Here is a 16,286-nt window from a genome sequence, read left to right as displayed (position 1 = left end):
GAACATCACAACCGCCGAGGCCGGACGTCCCGTCCGGCGGGGCCGGTGACCACGGTGAGTGACGATCTGCACTGGCTGTCGGCGGTGGAGGCCGTGCGGCGGCTGCGCGAGGGGGAGCTCAAGCTCGACGAGTACGTCGAGGCGCTCATCGACCGGACCGCGCGGCTCTCGGAGCTGAACACCTACATCAGCCACGAGCCCGATCTCGTTCGGCGGTCGGTGGCCGAGGGGGGTGCTCCGTCCGGGCCGCTCTACGGGCTGCCGTTCGCGCTCAAGGACATCATCGACACCGCTGATCTGCCTACTACGGCGGCTACTCCGGCGCTGCGGGAGTGGCGTCCCAAGCGTGACGCGCCCATCGCGCGGGCGCTGCTGGACGCGGGCGGGACGCTGATGGGCAAACAGGCGCTGGGTGAACTGTCGTTCGGGATGACGGCGAACAACCCCGCGTTTGGAACGGTCCGCAATCCCTATGGGGAGAACCACATTCCCGGTGGGAGCAGTGGGGGGACGGCTGCGGGAGTCGCCGCCGGGCTGGTTCCGGTGGCTATCGGTGCCGATACCGGTGGGTCGTGTCGTATCCCGGCTTCGTTGTGTGGGTGCGTGGGGTTCCGGCCCACGCATGGACGGTATGACGGACGGGGCGTTATCCCGATCTCCACAACGCGGGACACCCCTGGCCCGCTGGCACGGTCGGTGGCGGATGTTCGGTTCGTTGACGCCGTGTGCGCGCCTTCGGGGGCTGATCCTGAGGCGTCCGTGGATCTGGCTGGGGTGCGGCTCGGGGTGCCGCGCGGGTTCTTCTACGAAGACCTCGACCCTGACGTCGCCACGGCCACTGAATACGCGCTGTCCGCGTTGGCCGCGCGGGGTGCTGTTCTGATCGAGCGTGACATCCCCGACCTGGTGGAGTTGAACGAGCTGGTTGACCTGCCCGTGGTGTTGTACGAGGTGGGACGCGAGCTGTCGGCCTACCTGTACCAGCACGACGTGCCGGTGACGTTGCGCGAGTTGGTCGCGCAGGTCGCGATTCCGCAGGTTCGGGAGACGCTCGAATCCATCCTGGACAAGGACTGGGTGTCGGCGGCCGAATACCGGGAGGCGCTCACCGTCCACCGACCGGCGCTGCGCGGCATCTACGCGACGTACTTCACCGAGCATGAGGTGGACGCGCTGGTCGTGCCGACGACGCCGCTGCCCGCGCGTCCGCACCGGCCCGCCGGGGACGACCGGACGGTCGAGCTGAACGGCCGCGAGGTCGACACGTTCCTCACCTACATCCGCAACACGAACGCGTCGAGCAGCGCGGGGCTTCCGTGCTTGTCGATCCCGTCGGGGATGTCCGGGGACGGGATGCCGACCGGCCTCGAACTCGTCGGACGCGACTCGGACGACGCCCGGTTGCTGGCGATCGGCGAGGCCGTCGAGGCGGTGCTGCCGCCGCTGCCGCGTCCCGCTCTCTGAGGTCGTCACCTGCGGTGATCCCGTCCAGGACGGGACGGCGGGCCGGGGTGCCGTGAGGTTCCCGGCCCGCCGTCCGGTTCGGTGTTCGGCGGCCCCGTGGCCAACTGCGCCCCCGCGCCAGTCGGGCCACGTGGGGAAGGTGGCTCGCCGTTCACCGCACCGGGATTCGGGGTTTCCCGCGGTACGAGTCCGAAGCTATAGGGGGGTGCCTTACCGATCGCTAACCGAACGGGCCCGTCCCGTTAGCCGATCTTGTCTCCGGACGCCAACCGCTGCTCGACGGAGGTGTGTCCCGCGGGGTCGTCGATGCGGTCGAACAGCTCGCGGGCCTCCGTCCAACTGGCCCTGGCCGCCTCGTGGTCACCGGCGGCGGTCTGCGCGTCGCCCAAGGTCAGCAGGGTGCGGGCCAGGAACGGGATCCAGCCGCGGGTGCGCCACATCTTGACCGCGCGGCCGAGGCAGGAGATGGCCTCCGGCACGTCGCCCTCGGCCAGGTTCAGTTCGCCGAGGACGCTCAGCGCGTCGGCGAGATGGTGGCCGAAGTTGCCCGCCTGGCTGTAGGTCAGCGCGAGGTCCAGGGTCGGCCTGGCCCGGCCGTCGCCGGTCGCGATGAACAGCCGGGCGAGGTAGAGCAGGGAGAACGTCTCCAGGTAGCGGTCGCCGAGGTTGCGGGCCATCAGGATCGACTCGTCGAGGAGTTCCTTGCCGCCCGCGATGTCGCCGCACAGGGCACGGGCCGCGCCGAGGAACTGGACGATCGTCGCGGTCAGCCGGGGGTTGCCCAGCTCGCCCGCGATCACCCGCGCCTGCTCCAGGCATTCGAGCGCCTCGTGCGGACGGCCCTCCCCGTACGCGACGGCCATGACGTGCAAAGACCGCGCCTGCCCGCCCGTGTAACCCGCCTCGCGCGCGAGACGCAGGGCGCGTTCGGCCACGTCCAGCGCCTCGGCCTGGTCGCCCTCGGCGACCTTGGCCCAGACCATCGCGACCATCGCGTCGACGATGCCGATCGTGTCGTCCTGGCTGGTGAACAGGTCGAGGAGCAGCATGGCGAGCCGGTGCATGCGGGTCATCGCCGGTCCGGAACCGCCGGGCGACGACCAGGTGGTGACCTCCAGCAGGCCGCGCAGCACGACGGCCGCGCCGCGCCGGTTGCCGGTCTCCCGGCACAGTTTGAGCGCGGCCCGGTGCATCCGGCGCCAGTCGTCGTAAAGGCCGCGGACGTCGCAGTACTTCTCCAAGGAGGCCGCGAGGTCCCAGGCGTACTCGGTGAACCGCATCTCGCAGGCTTGGCCTACTTCGGCCACGAGTGCCGCGCGTTCGGCGTCGAACCATTTCATCGGGTCGGCGAGGAGCCGGGTGGTGACGTGCCCGGGCGGTGACCATCGTTCCGCCGGGCCGTGGATGGCGGCGTAGCAGGGGCCCGGCACGTGTTCGGCGGCCTCCTCCGCCAGCGCGAGCCAGCCGCCGAGGGCGCGGCGCAGTGCCGCCGCGCGCTGCGGAGCCGGGTCGTCGCGTTCGGCGAGTTCCCGCGCGTAGAGGCGGAGCAGGTCGTGCAGGCGGTATCTGAGCTGGCCCGTCTGGTCGGTGCCGGTGACGCTCACCAGATGCGCGTCGATCAGCGTTTCGAGGTGCGCCTGCGCCTCCGGGACGGACCGGTCGAGCAGCGCGGCAACCGTCCAGCACGCGAAGTCCGGGGCGTCGAGCAACCCGATCAGCCGGAACGTGCGGCGGGCCTCGGCGGACAGCAGCCGGTAGCTCATCTCGAACCCGGCCCGCACCTCCAGGTCGCCCGCGACCAGCTCGTCGAGGCGGCCCCGCTCCTCGCGAAGGATGCCCGCGAGGCGCGACAGCGTCCAGTGGCCGCGGCCCAGCAGCCGGGCCGCCGCGATCCGCACCGCCAGCGGCACGTGCCCGCACAGCCGGGCGATCTCGGCGGCGGCCTCCTGCTCGGCCGCGACGCGCTGCTCCCCCACGATGTTGGTGATCAGCTGGACGGCCTGGGCGGACGGCAGCACGTCGAGGTTGAGCGGCTTGGCCCCCTCCAGTCCGATCAGGGCGTTGCGGCTGGTGATGAGGACGGCCGCCTCCGGGTTGCCGGGCAGCAGCGGCCGCACCTGGCGTTCGTCGGCGGCGTTGTCGAGCACGACGAGGATCTTCTGCCCGGCCAGGCGGCTGCGGAACAGCGCGACCCGTTCGTCCAGCGTCGCGGGGATGCCGACGCCGGTCATGCCGAGCGTGCGCAGGAACCGTCCGAGCAGCTCGACGGGGTCGGCGGGGGCGGACGAGTCGCCGTGCAGGTTCACGTACAGCTGACCGTCGGGGAAGAAGTTCGCGACCTGGTGGGCGACGTGCACGGCCACCGTGGTCTTGCCGACGCCGCCCATCCCGGCGACGGTCGCGATGGCCACCGTCCGGTGGCGGGCCGCCCCGCCGCCCCCGATCAGGATCTCGGCCAGCTCCACCACCTCGGTGCTGCGTCCGGTGAAGTCGGGAATGTCGGGCGGAAGCTGGGCGGGCGGCGGCACCGGCGGCGCCCCGGTCGCCGCCTCCGGGTCGTCGACCGTGCGGGTCGCGGACAGGACGCGGAAGTGCGCCCGCTGCACCTCCTCGCTCGGTTCGACGCCGAGTTCGGCGGAGAGCAGCTCACCGAGCCGCCGGTAGGTCTGGAGGGCTTCGGCCGGACGTCCGCTTTCGGTGAGGAGGTCGATGAGCGCGGCGTGCAGGGGCTCGTCGAACGGCAGTTCCGCGGTCATCGCGCCGAGTGCCGTGACCGCTCCTTCGGGGGCGCCCGCGCGCAGGGAGGCGGACGCGAAGTCCAGCGCGGCCCGCCGGATCTCCTCCTCGACGCCCCGGACGAGCGTGTCCTCCCGGTCGATCCGCGAGAGGCCCGACAGCAGCGCGCCCCGGCGCTCGGCGAACGCCGACGACAACGCCCGGTACTGGTGATCGGGGTCGTTCCGCGGGGTCGTCCCCTCGGACGAGCCCTGCTCGGTCAGACCGCGGGCCTCGCCCGCGAGCGCGAGGAAGCGGCCGAGGTCGGACCGGTCGGACGCGCAATGCAGGAGGTATCCGTCCTGGTAGCGGATCTCGAACCGGCCCGGTCGTCCGGTGTCGAGACGGGTCAGCCACTTGCGCAGCCGGGAGACGCCGACATGGACGGATTCGCGGCTCGTCTCGCCCGCGCGGTCCGTCCAGACCAGCTCGGCCAGCCGGGCCGTCGTGAGCGGCTCGCCCCGCGCGAGGAGCAGCACGCCCAGCAGGCCCTGGAGGACCGGGGACCGGGGCGGCGCGACGGCGACACCGTCGACGCTGACCGTCAACGGCCCGAGGACCCGGAAGAACACGCCCTCCGTCGCCATGCCTTCCACACCCCCGCCGAACGCATCAGAGCCCCTCACACCAGTCCCGTCAGGGAACCGATCTGATCGGCTGGATCAGTAGCCCGCCGATGACGGCCACGGCCGCCGCGAGCAGGAACAACAAGGAATAACCGCCGCGGTCGACGCTGCCCGCGGCGACGATGGGCGCGACCGCGACGGCGCCGCTGCCCGCCATGTTCATCAGCCCGAGGTCCTTGCCCCGGTCGTCGTCATTCTTCAGCAGTTGCGTGACGAGCGCCTGGTCGACGGCGAGGTAGGCGCCGTATCCGCCGCCGAGCGCCGCCGCGGCGACGACGGCGACCGTCCAGGTCGGGACCAGGGCCATGGCCGCCAGGCCCGACGCCATCAGGAACGCGGCGACGATCACGAACACCTTGCGGCGTCCGGCGCGGTCGGACGCGCGGCCCGTCAGCAGGCCCACCACGATGATCCCGGCGGCGAACATCAGGCTGAGCACCGCCACGCCCCGCGCGGGATCGTCCATCTTGATCTCGTCGCGCAGGAAGTACAGCAGGTAAACGGTGGCGAGCGACGTCGCGAACTGGGCCGCGAACCGTCCCGCCCATGCCCAACCGAAGTCGGGGCCGAGGGCGGTGAGGCTCGGCAGGCCCTGCCAGACGGGCGACGGGCGGGACGTGCGGGGGACGTCCCGTCCGATCAGCGCGTACGGCAGGGCGAGCAGTGCGACCAGGATGACGACCAACAGGTAGCCGGAGCGAAAGGACACGCCGGAGACCAGCAGCGTGCCGAACACCAACCCGACGGGCTGGGCGAACCCGACGACGGCGAAGACCGTCCCGCGCCGGTTGACCGGCACCTTGTCGGAGACCACCGCGCACAACGCGGCGGAGATGCCGCCCACGCCGCCGTGGACGACCGCCCAGCAGGCGCCGACCGCGACGAGCGAGGACTGCCAGGGAAGGATCAGAAGCGCCGCACCACATAACCCGGAACAGCCGATGATCCAGGACCGGCGCTTCCCGAACCGCCATCCGGTGCGGTCGGAAAGGGCACCCACGATGGGCCCGCAGAGCACGGCCGCGACGGCACCGACGGCGGTGACCACGCCCATGGCCCAGACCTTGTGGTCAGGGTCGATCGTGGCGATCTGACTGGGCAACAGGACCTGCGCGGACGCCAGAAGACCGATCCACATCCCCAGAGAGACGGCGAACAGCGCCAGCACCCACGCGTGGGACGGCGAATCGGAGGTCGGAAGGCTCTCGGCGGGGGACGGCCTTACAGCAAGGGGTTTGTCCATTGCGAGTCCACGGATCCCGTACCCTCGGCAAGATGGGGCAGGCCTACGTGGCCTCAAGGTAGCACAATCGTGCCCGGTGACCACCGGGCCGTAATCAGCGTCACTCGCCGTCCGTATGTCAGGACGCCTGCGGCGGATAGCGCAGCAAACCGTGCGTGAGGGTGCGGGCCCAGGGCTCCTCCACGTTCCCCGCCCCCAGGGCGATCACGCTGTTGCACCAGAACCCGCGCATGAAGAACATCTGGATGGCCTCGTCCGGAGCGCCGGACGCCGTCCGCACGTATTCGACGGCCCGCGCGTACATACCGCGCATCGCGGCGCCGATGGCGGGCTCTCCCGCTGCGGAGACGGCCTGCATGAACACCATCACCAGGTCGTGGTCGGCGGCCACCATCCGGGCGTACTCGTCCCCCATAGCGAACAGCACCGCCTCGGGGTCACCGCTCCGCACGTGCGACGCGCCCTCGGCCACGCACTCCAGGATCCGCGTCCCGCAGTACTCCACCACCGCGACGAACAGCGCCTCCTTGTCGGGATACAGGCGATACAGGTACGCCTGCGACATGTCGGCTCGCTCGGCCACCTCGGTCGTCGTCGTCCCGTAGTAGCCGCGTGCCGCGAACACCCCGGTCGCGGCCCGCATGACGGTGGCGCGACGCTCTTCGCGGGTCGAGAGCTTGCGATCGGCGTCAGTCATCCGAGTAATAAACCACTCCCCCTTTTAGGACGGCAACCCGGCACCCGGGGACCGCGCCGGAAGGACGACGGACGCCGCCGCGACGACGGCGAGCATGGCGGCCATGATCAGGAAGGCGTCCCCGTAGGCCCCGGCGAGCGCGGCCGGTGCGGTGCCGTGGCCCGCGACGGCGGCGGTGAGCACGGCGAGCCCGAGCGCGCCGCCGACCTGCTTCGCGGTGTTCATCAGCCCCGCCGCCGCGCCCGCGTCCCGCTTATTGATCCCGGACGTGACCGTGCTGGTCAGCGGCGTGTTCAACAGCCCACCGCCGATCGAGACGAGGACGGCGGGCCCGAGCAGACCGGACACGTAGCCGCCGTCGGCGGTGATGGCGCTCTGCCAGAGGAAGCCCCCGGAGGCAATGAGGGCGCCGACGATGACGAGCGTCCGGTCGGGGACGCGCCGCATCAGCCGTGGCGTGACGCGCAAGCCGACGATCATGGTGAGGAGGGTGTGCGAGTACGCCCGCTTCCACCGGCAGATCGCCGACCTGATCCGGCGTGATCGGGACGCCGGGCTGATCACCACGGCCGACCCGGAGCGCGCGGCCGTCGACCTCGTCGCCCACGCCGAAGGGCTCGCCTACTACGTGCTGATCGGTGTTGTTGGGGTGGAGGCGGCACGGGTCCGTGTTCTGGCGGCGGTCGCGACGCTCTACTGAGAAATTCGGTGGGGAAGATGTCGGATCGGGATGTGGGTCGTTCGTCTAGGGGGTGAAGTGGTCGGGGCGTTGGCATGCGTCCTGGCCGTGTCGAGAGGAGCGGATGATGAAAGCGACGTTCAACGTCATCGACATCGTGGTGTCCGAGATCCCCGCCGCGATCGCCTTCTACGCCCGGCTCGGGCTGGAGTTCACGGTCGATGACGCCTACCCCGACCACGCGGGATGCGACCTGCCGAACGGGCTGCACGTGATGTTGGATACCGAGAAGTTCCGTGGGAGCAGCCAGACGCGCGGGTGGACGCGTCCGTCCGGCGACCCTCGCACCTTCTTGGCGTTCCAGTTCGAGGACCCGGCGGGCGTGGACGCCAAGTACGCCGAGCTGACCGAGGCGGGGTACACGGGCGTCCAGGAACCGTGGGACGCGTTCTGGGGAATGCGGTACGCCACCGTCGTCGACCCCGACGGCAACGGCGTCGACCTGTACTGCCCACTGGCGTCCAAGTAGCCTCCGCCTGGCCTTCTACGGGAAGGATCCGCACATGAAGTACGTGCTGCTGTTCGTCGAGACCGAGGAGTTCGCCCGCGAGCTGGAGGAGATGAACGAGAGCGAGCGGGAGGCCGCGTTCGAGGCGGTCGGACGCTGGTTCGCCGAGAACGCGGCCGTGATCACGCACCATTCCCATCTGCATCCCGCCGAGACCGCGACGACGATGCGGTTGAGCGGCGGTGACGCGCTGATCACCGACGGGCCGTTCGTGGAGGGCAAGGAGGTCGTCTCCGGCTACGCCGAGATCGAGGTCGCCGACCTGGACGAGGCCCTCGCGGTGGCGAGGACGTGGCCCGCCTGTCCCCTCATCGAGATCCGCCCGATCACCTGATGGACGAGGTGCACGCCGAACTGGCCCGTGTGGTCCGCGAGCACACGGGCCGGTTGACGGCGTGCCTCGTGCGGGTGCTGGGCGACTTCGCCGCCGCCGAGGATGTCGTGCAGGACGCCGTCGAGACCGCTCTGCGACGCTGGCCGGAGGACGGGGTCCCCGACCATCCGGACGCCTGGCTGCTGACCGTCGCGCGGCGGCGGGGCCTGGACGTCCTGCGCCGCCGGGAACTGCACCGCGACAAGTTGGCCCGGCTGCGGGGGCCGGTGCCGTCCGAGCCCGACGACCGGCTCAAGCTGATCTTCATGTGCTGCCATCCCGCGCTGTCCCGCGCGGCGCAGGTCGCGCTCACCCTGCGGGCCGTGTGCGGGCTGACCACCGCGCAGATCTCCGCCGCGTTCCTCGTCCCCGAACCGACCGTGGGGCAACGCATCACCCGCGCCAAACGGAAGATCGGCGCGGCCGGAATCCCGTACCGGATGCCGGACGACGCCGACCTGGACGACCGCGTCAACCAGGTCCTGGCCGTCATCTACCTGCTGTTCAACGAGGGCTACCTGCCGACGACCGGCGACCGACCACACGCCCGCGACCTCGCCGACGACGCCGAATGGCTCACCGCCCAACTCGCATGGCTCCTGCCCCGGCAGCCGGAGGTTCTCGGTCTGCTGGCGTTGATCCGGTTGCACCAGGCCCGGACCGGGGCGCGGTTCACCGTGGACGGCCGTCTCGTCCCGCTCCCCGACCAGGACCGGAGCCGTTGGGACCACGACGCCATCACCGACGCGATCCACCTCATCGAACGGGCCGCCAAGCTGCGGCATCTGGGCCCCTACCAACTCCAGGCCGCCATCGTCGCCTGCCACGCCGAATCCCCAACCTGGGCGGAAACCGACTGGCCACAGATCGTCGTCCTTTACGACATGCTGCTGGGCCTCGTGCCGTCCCCCGTCCACCGGCTGCACCGCGCCATCGCCCTGCACCACCACCCCGGCCAACGCGGCGGCCCCCGCAACGCCCTCGCCGACCTGGACGCCCTCCCGTCCACCGACCGCAAAACCCTGGAGCACTACCCGCTCTACCACGCGACGCGAGCCGAACTCCTCCGCGCCCTAGGCGACCCCAAAGCCGCCCACACAGCCGACCAACGGGCTTTGGCCCTCACCACCAACCCGGCCCAGCAGACCCTCCTCGAAGAACGCCTCACCGAATAGGCGGGTGAAACCGCGCCAGATCGCTCCCGAACCCGACGATCAGGTCACCGTCACGGGTCACGGTCAACGTGTTCGGTCTGCTCGGCAAGAGGAGCGGGCGGCAGAGTTCTTCGCCGGTCTCCAGATCGGTCAGGGCCGGATTGAGCCCTGGGAGCAGCCATACCTACGCCGTTCGCGCCGTCGACCCCTACCGGTCCGCTCGAAGTGAGCCCGTGCAAGCCGGTTAGGGAAGGCCGGGACGGTCGGCGAGGCGGCGAAGTAGGCCGACGAACCCGTCACGTTCTGGCGGGGCGAAATCACCGAAAAGGTGGTCGCCCACGTCGATCGCGACCTGGCGGCCGTTGGTCAGGGCGCGTTCGCCGTCGTTGGTCAGGGTGATGGAGTACGCGCGCCGGTCGTTCGGGGCGCGTTCGCGATGGACCAGGCCGCCGGTCTCCAGGTCGTCGATGACCCGCACCATCGTGGACTTGTCGATGCCGGACAGGTCGATCAGACGGCGTTGGCTGGACGGCCCGTACAGCTCCAACGCGATCAGCATGCACAGGCCGCGCACGTCGATCCCCAGGGGACGCAACCCGGCGTTCATGATCTCGCGGGCGCGGTCGTGCGCGGACGCCAGGAGCATGCCGAGGCCCACGTGCCGGAGGGCCGGGTCGTCGTCCTCGGACAGCACCCGTCCGAGCAGGTCGTCGAGCATGGCTTCCATGGTAGGGCCAACTGATATACTCTCATCTGAGACTTTCTCGTCAGGTCCGAAGTGGGCGGCTTCGACTATCCAGGGGAGACCCATGTCCGAGCTGTCCCGTCGACGCGTCCTCCAGGTGTCCGCCCTGACCCCGGAAGACCGCCGTCACGGGGGTGCGGGTGTGCAACGAGTCGCTGGCGGATCTGGTGCGCGACCACCCGACGCGGTTCGGCTTCTTCGCCAACGTCGCGATGCTGCACACGGATCTGGCGCTGGAGCAGATCGCCCACGCCTTCGACGTTCTGGGGGCGGACGGGGTCATCCTCAACACGTCCGCCGACGGGCTCTACCTGGGTGACCGCCGGTTCGAGCCGCTGTTCGCCGAGCTGGACCGGCGCCGCGCGGTCGTGTTCACCCATCCGTTCGCGCCCAAGGACGCCGCCGAGGTGCCGGGCGTCGGCGACTGGCTCGCCGACTTCCTGCTCGACACCACGCGCACCGCGCTCAGCCTCATCTCCGCCGGGACGCTCGACCGGTACCGGCGCGTGTCGGTCATCCTGTCGCATGGCGGCGGGTTCCTGCCGTACATGGCCGGACGCGCCGAACGCTGGGGCCGCGAGGACGACGGGCCCGACCCGGCGAAGGTCCGGCAGGCGCTGCGGCGCTTCCACTACGACACGGCCCTGCCCATGTCGCCGTACGCGACGCCGTCCCTGCTCGGCGCGGTGGGCGCCGACCGGGTGCTGTTCGGCACCGACTGGCCCGCCAACTCGGCGCGCGAGGTCACCCTCAACACCGTGGCGTTCGACCGTGACCGGGGGCTGGACGAGCGGGCGCGCCGCGCCATCGACCGGGGCAACGCGGAACGGCTGTTTCCACGGCTCGTCAAGCGGGTGGCTCACTGAGCGGAAATTCATGGCCTTTCAGGATGGACTGAAATTTCAGTTACGGCTTGAAATCTGTTGCCAATACTTTCCCCGAAGTACCTTGCTCCCACGCGATGCCTCTGTCACGTGACTGGTACCAGCGCGCTCACGTGACGGGGCCATGCCCCCCGCCAACCCCCGAGAATGCCGCCGCCCCCACAGGTGACCGGTGGCGAAAGGTGGACCAAAGTGAACCGTCGAACGCACCTCAAACGGGTGGTGACCCCACTGTTGAGTGCTGCGGCGCTGATCACGCTTCCCGTGGTCGGGACCGTTCCGGCAACGGCCCAGACCGCTCCCACGGGGACCGTCCAGCGCGCCTACCTCCCCCTCGCACAGCTGGCCGACCGGGTCACCGGCCAGCTGGGCGCGCAGCACGCGGGCTCGTACCTCGACGCCAACGGCAAGCTCGTCGTCAACGTCACCAACGCGGCGGCCGCCAGGCAGGTCACCGCCGCCGGTGCGACGCCCCGCATCGTCAGGTACGGAATCAAACCGCTCACCGACACCCAGACCAAGCTCGACCGGCTCGCCGGGACGTCCGGCACCACCGGTCTGGCCTGGGGCGTCGACGTCATGTCCAACGCCGTCGTCGTCCGGGTGCCGCAGAGCGACAACGACGCCGCCACCAAGGCGTTCGTGAAGCGCGCACGCGCCATCAGCAAGACCGTCCAGATCAAGCGCGTGGCCGGGACGCCGCACGTCGCGCTCGCCCCCGGCGACGCGATCCTGACCGGCGGCTCGCGCTGCTCGGTCTCGGCGATCGCCACCGGTGGCGGCACCGAGTACGTCATCACCGCGGGCCACTGCACCAACATCGGCTCCACCTGGACGGACCGGAGCGGCCAGCAGGTCGGCACCACGTTGACCGGCAGCTTCCCCGGCAACGACTACGGGATCATCCGTAGCTCCGGCCGCGTGCAGCTGGACAACGCCCAGCTCACCCAGGTCGGGCAGCCGCCGGTCGGCAGCCAGGTCCAGAAGAAGGGCTCCACGACCGGCACGACGTCCGGCAGCATCAAGGCCTACAACCAGACCGTCAACTACCAGGAAGGCGCGGTCACCGGACTCATCTCGACGTCCGCCTGCGCCCAGCCCGGCGACAGCGGCGGCTCGCTCCAGGCCGGAAACACCGCCATCGGCATCACGTCCGGCATCGCCACCTCGTCCTGCAGCGACGGCGGCTTCGAGTCGTACTTCCAGCCGCTGGACGAGGCCCTGCAATCGCAGAACCTCACCCTGAAGTGATCTGAGCTCCCCGCTCATGTGGGGCTCCCGGTTCGCCGGGGGCCCCACTTTCTGCCCGGTGATCCTGTTCTGTCCGGTGACCCTGCTCTATCCGATGACCCGGTCGATGAACGCGGTCAGGTTCGTGCGCGTGCGGACGATCTTCTCGTCGGTGGACAGGCTCTCGTCCAGGTCCTGCGTGGCCGCCGTCTGTTTCCTGCCCCGGACGTAGAGGGAGCAGGCGAGGTCGGCGCAGAGGTAGTGGCCGACCGTGTTGCCCTGGCGTCCGGCGTCACCGGCGCGGCGCGCGCTCATCAACGTCACGCCGCCGCCGGAATGCGTGGTCAGGCACAGCGAGCACATGCCGCGGGACGTGAAGCCGCGCGCGGTCCCCTTCACCGCTCGCAGCGCGAGGCCGACGAGGCGCCCGTCGCGGTCGGCGACCAGGTAGGCGCGGTCGGGGGCGCCGGGATCTCGCCAGCCGAGGAAGTCGAGATCGTCCCACGGGCGGGCGTCGAGGTCCTTCGGGACGCCGAGCCGCGCCGCCTCGCCCTTGGAGCAGTTGACGAACGAGCGGCGGACGTCCTTCTCGCTGATCGGTCTCATTGCCCCCAGGCTAGCTCGCCTAATATAATTAGGCAATTGGCTTATTTAGTTAGGAGAGACCGGATGGCGCGCGCTCGCATCACGCCCGAACATCTCGCCCGGACGGCGGCGGAGCTGGCCGACGAGATCGGCTTCGACCAGCTCACCGTGTCGGCGGTCGCGCGCAGGCTGGGCGTGCGTGATCCGAGCCTGTACGCACACATCGAGAACGCGCGGGAACTGAAGGTGCGGGTCACGTTGCTGGCTCTGGAGGAAATGGCCGACAAGGTCGCGGACGCGGTGGCAGGACGCGCGGGCCGGGACGCCTTGGCCGCGTGCGCCGACGCCTACCGCGACTACGCGCGGAGCCACCCCGGGCGGTACGCCGCGGCCAGGTCCGAACTCGACCCGGAGACCGCGGCGCGGAGCGCGGGCCCCCGCCACGCGGCGATGATGCGGGCGGTGCTGCGCGGCTACGACCTCGCGGAACCGGACGAGACCGACGCCGTGCGCTTCCTGGGCAGCGTGTTCCACGGGTACGTGAGCCTGGAGTCGGCGGGCGCGTTCCGGCACACCGCGCGCGAAACGGACGCGTCCTGGTCGTGGACGCTGGACACCGTCGACGCCGCGCTGCGAAGCCGGGGGCCGCAGGTCACCACGCCTCGTTGAGCAGCTCCGTCACCGCGTCGACGGTCGGCTGACGCGGGTTCGGGTACGGCGCGGCGACGACCCGTTCGGCGACGTCCCGCAGTTCCGCGCGGGGAACCCCCAGGTCGGACAGGCGGGTCGGGCCGTCGTGGGCGCGGGCCAGGGCGGCGACGGTCTCGGTCGGATCTCCCCCGGTGACCCGGGCCAGCCGGGACGCGGCGGCGGGCGCCGACGGCAGGTTGAACCTCATGACATGCGGCAGCAGCAGCGTGTGCAGCTCGGCGTGCGGCAGGTCGTAGGCGCCGCCGAGGACGTGCGCCAGCTGGTGGTGCAGGCCGGTGCGGATCTTCGACAGGCAGAGCCCGGACAGCCACGCGGCCGACAGCAGGCGGGCGCGACCGTCCGGTCCGGTCGGGTCGGCGAGCACCTCGGGCAGCGCGGTCAGGATCCCGGCGGCGGACTCGGTGGCCAGCGCGTCGGAGAGCATGGTGGCGTCCGGCGACCACAGGGCCTCGACGGCGTGCGCGAGCGAGTTGACGGCGCTGGTCCTGGTCAGGCCCGGTGGCATGGTCAGGGTGAGGTCGGGGTCGTAGACGATCGTGCCGGGCGCCACCGCGAGGGCGTGGTGGGTCGTCTTCACGCCGTTCTCCGTCTCGCCCACGACGGCGGTCGTCTCGGAACCCGAGTACGTGGTCGGGACGGCGATCTGCGGCATGCCCGTCCGCCTCGCCACGGCCTTGCCGAGACCGATCGCGGACCCGCCGCCGATCTCGATCACGCAGTCGGCGCCGGTGTCCTCGACCAGCGTCATGGCCTCGGCCGTCACCTCGACGGGGACATGTTTCACCGGGCGTCCGAAACGTCCGGCCAGCCGGGCGCCCAGCGCCGCCGAGACCCGGTCGGCGGCCGTGGCGGCGGACGGTGTCGAGACCAGCAGCACCCGTCGGGCGTCCAGCCGCGCGGCCTCGTCGGCGACCTGCCCGACCGCGCCCCGGCCGATCAGCACGCGGGACGCGAGGGTCTCGTTGACGGTGACGGACGGGTCGGTCTCGGTGGTTCCCATGGGGTCAGCCTCCCGGCGAGGTCATACGAGGACGAAACCGCGCAACAGACCGACCGTAACCCGTGTGCCCTTGGTCAGAGCGGGAGGGGCTGGTGGCGGGTGAACGCGGCGACGTCCGTTTCCAGGGCGCGGGCGGTGGCGAGCAGTTCGGGCAGGAGGCGCTCGGTCATGCGCTCGACCGTCTCGCGGGCGGCGGGCGCGGCGATGTTGAGCGCGGCGACGACCCGTCCGGCGGCGTGGATCGGCACCGCGATCGACCTGAGCCCCAGCTCCAGCTCCTGGTCGACGACGGCGTGCCCCTCGTCGCGGGCGACGGCGACGGCCTGTTCGAGTTCCTCCGCGCCGGTCATCGTGCGGTCGGTGAAGGTGCGGCGGTCGGAGCGGGCGATCAGGTCGGACGCCTCGTCCGGCGACAGTCCCGCGAGCAGGACGCGACCCATCCCGGTGGCGTAGGCGGGGAAGCGCGTGCCGACGGTGATGTCGACCCGCATCAGCCGGGACGCCTGGGCGCGAGCGACGTAGCGGATGTCGGTGCCGTCCAGCACCACGACGGACGCCGAGTCATGGACCCGCAGCACGAGATCGCGCAGGTGCGGGCGGGCCAGCTCCTCGAACGTCAGCCCGCTGACCTGCCCGTATCCCAGGTCGAGGACGCGCGGCAGCAGCCCGAACCGGCCCCGGCCCTCGCGCGCGTAGCCGAGCGCGGTCAGCGAGAGGAGGGCGCGGCGGGCGGTGGCGCGGGGCTGTCCGGTCGCGGCGGCGGCCTCCGAGATCGTCAGGCCCTCGGACCGGGTGCCGATCGCGTGCAGGACGGCCAGGCCCCGGTCCAGCGACTGGAGGAACTCCGCTCCGAGCCGGACCTTCGCGTCGCCGTCCGCGCGGGCGGCCGGGCTCTCGACCGGTTGCGAAGGCCGTGACGCGGCTCGCTCCATGTCGGCGACGCACGCCAGCACGGACGGCCCCGCCCGCTCCCGCAAGGACACGGCCGTGTGGCGGCTGGTGTGGCTGACCACGACCAGGTCCAAGGGCCCGGCCGCGGCCCGGACGGGGCGCGCGACCGCGACGAGGCCCGGCTCGATGAACTCCTCGTCGAGCGTCCAGCCGGACGTCTCGAAGGAGCATCGCAGCAGGTCACCGACCCTGAACGCGATCGCGAGCGAGCCTCGGGGCCGGGCCTGGCCGACGATCCTGACACCGTCCCGGTCGGGGACGGCGAGCACGACCGACTCGTCCAGGTCGTCGGCGAGCCGGGCGATCAGTGCTGCCAGCAGCCCGTCCGGGTCAAGGCCGGAGAGGTAGAGGTTGCCGACGTCCATCGTCCGGGGCGTCGCGACCACGTCCCGGCCTCGCCAGCGCAGACAGCCGGTCTCGGTGAGCGTGCTGAGCACACGGTCGACGGTCGAGCGGGCCAGTCCGGTCGCCCCCACCAGGTCGGCCGGACGCAGCGGACCGGCGCGTCCGACGGCCTCCAGCACCGCCAGTCCGCGCTTCAGCGGGCCGACCGGGTCCGCTCCTACCATGGGTACTCCTGTTGACATCGTCGACACGACCA

The 16,286-nt window shown here is 71.2% G+C and carries 16 protein-coding genes; 8 read left to right on the top strand and 8 right to left on the bottom strand.

The window, feature by feature from the left end:
* Positions 1-54: 54 nt before the first annotated feature.
* Positions 55-1,464: an indoleacetamide hydrolase gene (iaaH, locus tag ABD808_RS18485; RefSeq protein ID WP_344898240.1), complete on the top strand. Its 1,410-nt coding sequence runs from the start codon at positions 55-57 to the stop codon at positions 1,462-1,464.
* A 242-nt stretch (positions 1,465-1,706) separates the two neighbouring features.
* Here the strand turns inward: iaaH and ABD808_RS18480 are convergent, their stop codons facing one another.
* The 4 genes from ABD808_RS18480 to ABD808_RS18465 all read right to left on the bottom strand — a co-directional run bounded on the left by ABD808_RS18480 (position 1,707) and on the right by ABD808_RS18465 (position 7,285).
* On the bottom strand, positions 1,707-4,826 hold the full coding sequence (locus tag ABD808_RS18480) for an AfsR/SARP family transcriptional regulator (RefSeq protein WP_344898238.1): 3,120 nt from the start codon (positions 4,824-4,826) through the stop codon (positions 1,707-1,709).
* 49 nt (positions 4,827-4,875) lie between these two features.
* Entirely contained in the window at positions 4,876-6,108 is a 1,233-nt protein-coding gene (locus tag ABD808_RS18475) for an MFS transporter (RefSeq protein WP_344898236.1), read from the bottom strand.
* A gap of 118 nt (positions 6,109-6,226) precedes the next feature.
* On the bottom strand, positions 6,227-6,805 hold the full coding sequence (locus ABD808_RS18470; RefSeq protein ID WP_344898234.1) for a TetR/AcrR family transcriptional regulator: 579 nt from the start codon (positions 6,803-6,805) through the stop codon (positions 6,227-6,229).
* 24 nt (positions 6,806-6,829) lie between these two features.
* Positions 6,830-7,285 (bottom strand): MFS transporter, encoded by a 456-nt coding sequence (locus ABD808_RS18465; protein WP_344898232.1) that lies wholly within the window; start codon positions 7,283-7,285, stop codon positions 6,830-6,832.
* A 10-nt stretch (positions 7,286-7,295) separates the two neighbouring features.
* Between ABD808_RS18465 and ABD808_RS18460 the strand changes: the two genes are divergently transcribed.
* The 4 genes from ABD808_RS18460 to ABD808_RS18445 all read left to right on the top strand — a co-directional run bounded on the left by ABD808_RS18460 (position 7,296) and on the right by ABD808_RS18445 (position 9,600).
* Positions 7,296-7,505: a TetR family transcriptional regulator C-terminal domain-containing protein gene (locus ABD808_RS18460; RefSeq protein WP_344898230.1), complete on the top strand. Its 210-nt coding sequence runs from the start codon at positions 7,296-7,298 to the stop codon at positions 7,503-7,505.
* A 103-nt stretch (positions 7,506-7,608) separates the two neighbouring features.
* Entirely contained in the window at positions 7,609-8,013 is a 405-nt protein-coding gene (locus tag ABD808_RS18455; protein ID WP_344898228.1) for a VOC family protein, read from the top strand.
* Between the two features lie 34 nt (positions 8,014-8,047).
* Entirely contained in the window at positions 8,048-8,386 is a 339-nt protein-coding gene (locus ABD808_RS18450) for a YciI family protein (protein ID WP_344898226.1), read from the top strand.
* Positions 8,386-9,600: an RNA polymerase sigma factor gene (locus ABD808_RS18445; RefSeq protein WP_344898224.1), complete on the top strand. Its 1,215-nt coding sequence runs from the start codon at positions 8,386-8,388 to the stop codon at positions 9,598-9,600. The genes ABD808_RS18450 and ABD808_RS18445 overlap by 1 nt, the downstream gene beginning before the upstream one ends.
* Before the next feature lie 223 nt (positions 9,601-9,823).
* Here ABD808_RS18445 and ABD808_RS18440 read toward each other — a convergent pair whose 3' ends face one another.
* The gene (locus ABD808_RS18440) at positions 9,824-10,297 is read right to left on the bottom strand and encodes a MarR family winged helix-turn-helix transcriptional regulator (protein WP_344898222.1); all 474 of its coding nucleotides are present in this window, start codon (positions 10,295-10,297) and stop codon (positions 9,824-9,826) included.
* Between the two features lie 161 nt (positions 10,298-10,458).
* On the opposite strand from ABD808_RS18440, the gene ABD808_RS18435 reads away from it, so the two are divergent.
* Together ABD808_RS18435 and ABD808_RS18430 are read left to right on the top strand one after the other, a co-directional pair.
* Positions 10,459-11,190, top strand: a complete 732-nt coding sequence (locus ABD808_RS18435; RefSeq protein ID WP_344898220.1) for an amidohydrolase family protein — start codon at positions 10,459-10,461, stop codon at positions 11,188-11,190.
* Positions 11,191-11,400: 210 nt separating this feature from the next.
* Positions 11,401-12,459 (top strand): S1 family peptidase, encoded by a 1,059-nt coding sequence (locus tag ABD808_RS18430; RefSeq protein ID WP_344898218.1) that lies wholly within the window; start codon positions 11,401-11,403, stop codon positions 12,457-12,459.
* A gap of 87 nt (positions 12,460-12,546) precedes the next feature.
* Here ABD808_RS18430 and ABD808_RS18425 read toward each other — a convergent pair whose 3' ends face one another.
* A complete protein-coding gene (locus ABD808_RS18425) occupies positions 12,547-13,044 on the bottom strand; it encodes an FBP domain-containing protein (protein ID WP_344898216.1) in 498 nt (165 codons plus the stop codon).
* 63 nt (positions 13,045-13,107) lie between these two features.
* Here ABD808_RS18425 and ABD808_RS18420 point away from each other — a divergent pair, with 63 nt between their 5' ends.
* Complete coding sequence (locus ABD808_RS18420) at positions 13,108-13,692, top strand: TetR/AcrR family transcriptional regulator (RefSeq protein ID WP_344898214.1); 585 nt, start codon at positions 13,108-13,110, stop codon at positions 13,690-13,692.
* On the opposite strand, the gene ABD808_RS18415 is transcribed toward ABD808_RS18420, so the two are convergent.
* Both ABD808_RS18415 and ABD808_RS18410 read right to left on the bottom strand, forming a co-directional pair.
* A complete protein-coding gene (locus ABD808_RS18415) occupies positions 13,676-14,734 on the bottom strand; it encodes a maleylacetate reductase (RefSeq protein WP_344898212.1) in 1,059 nt (352 codons plus the stop codon). The genes ABD808_RS18420 and ABD808_RS18415 overlap by 17 nt on opposite strands.
* Positions 14,735-14,808: 74 nt before the next feature.
* Positions 14,809-16,254 (bottom strand): IclR family transcriptional regulator domain-containing protein, encoded by a 1,446-nt coding sequence (locus ABD808_RS18410; protein WP_344898210.1) that lies wholly within the window; start codon positions 16,252-16,254, stop codon positions 14,809-14,811.
* Positions 16,255-16,286 lie beyond the last annotated feature (32 nt).

It is taken from the genome of Actinomadura meridiana, from assembly GCF_039537545.1.
Taxonomy (GTDB): Bacteria; Actinomycetota; Actinomycetes; order Streptosporangiales; family Streptosporangiaceae; genus Spirillospora; species Spirillospora meridiana.
The sequence above is the reverse complement of the archived record's forward strand: the minus strand, read 5'-3'. Positions and strand labels throughout refer to the sequence as shown.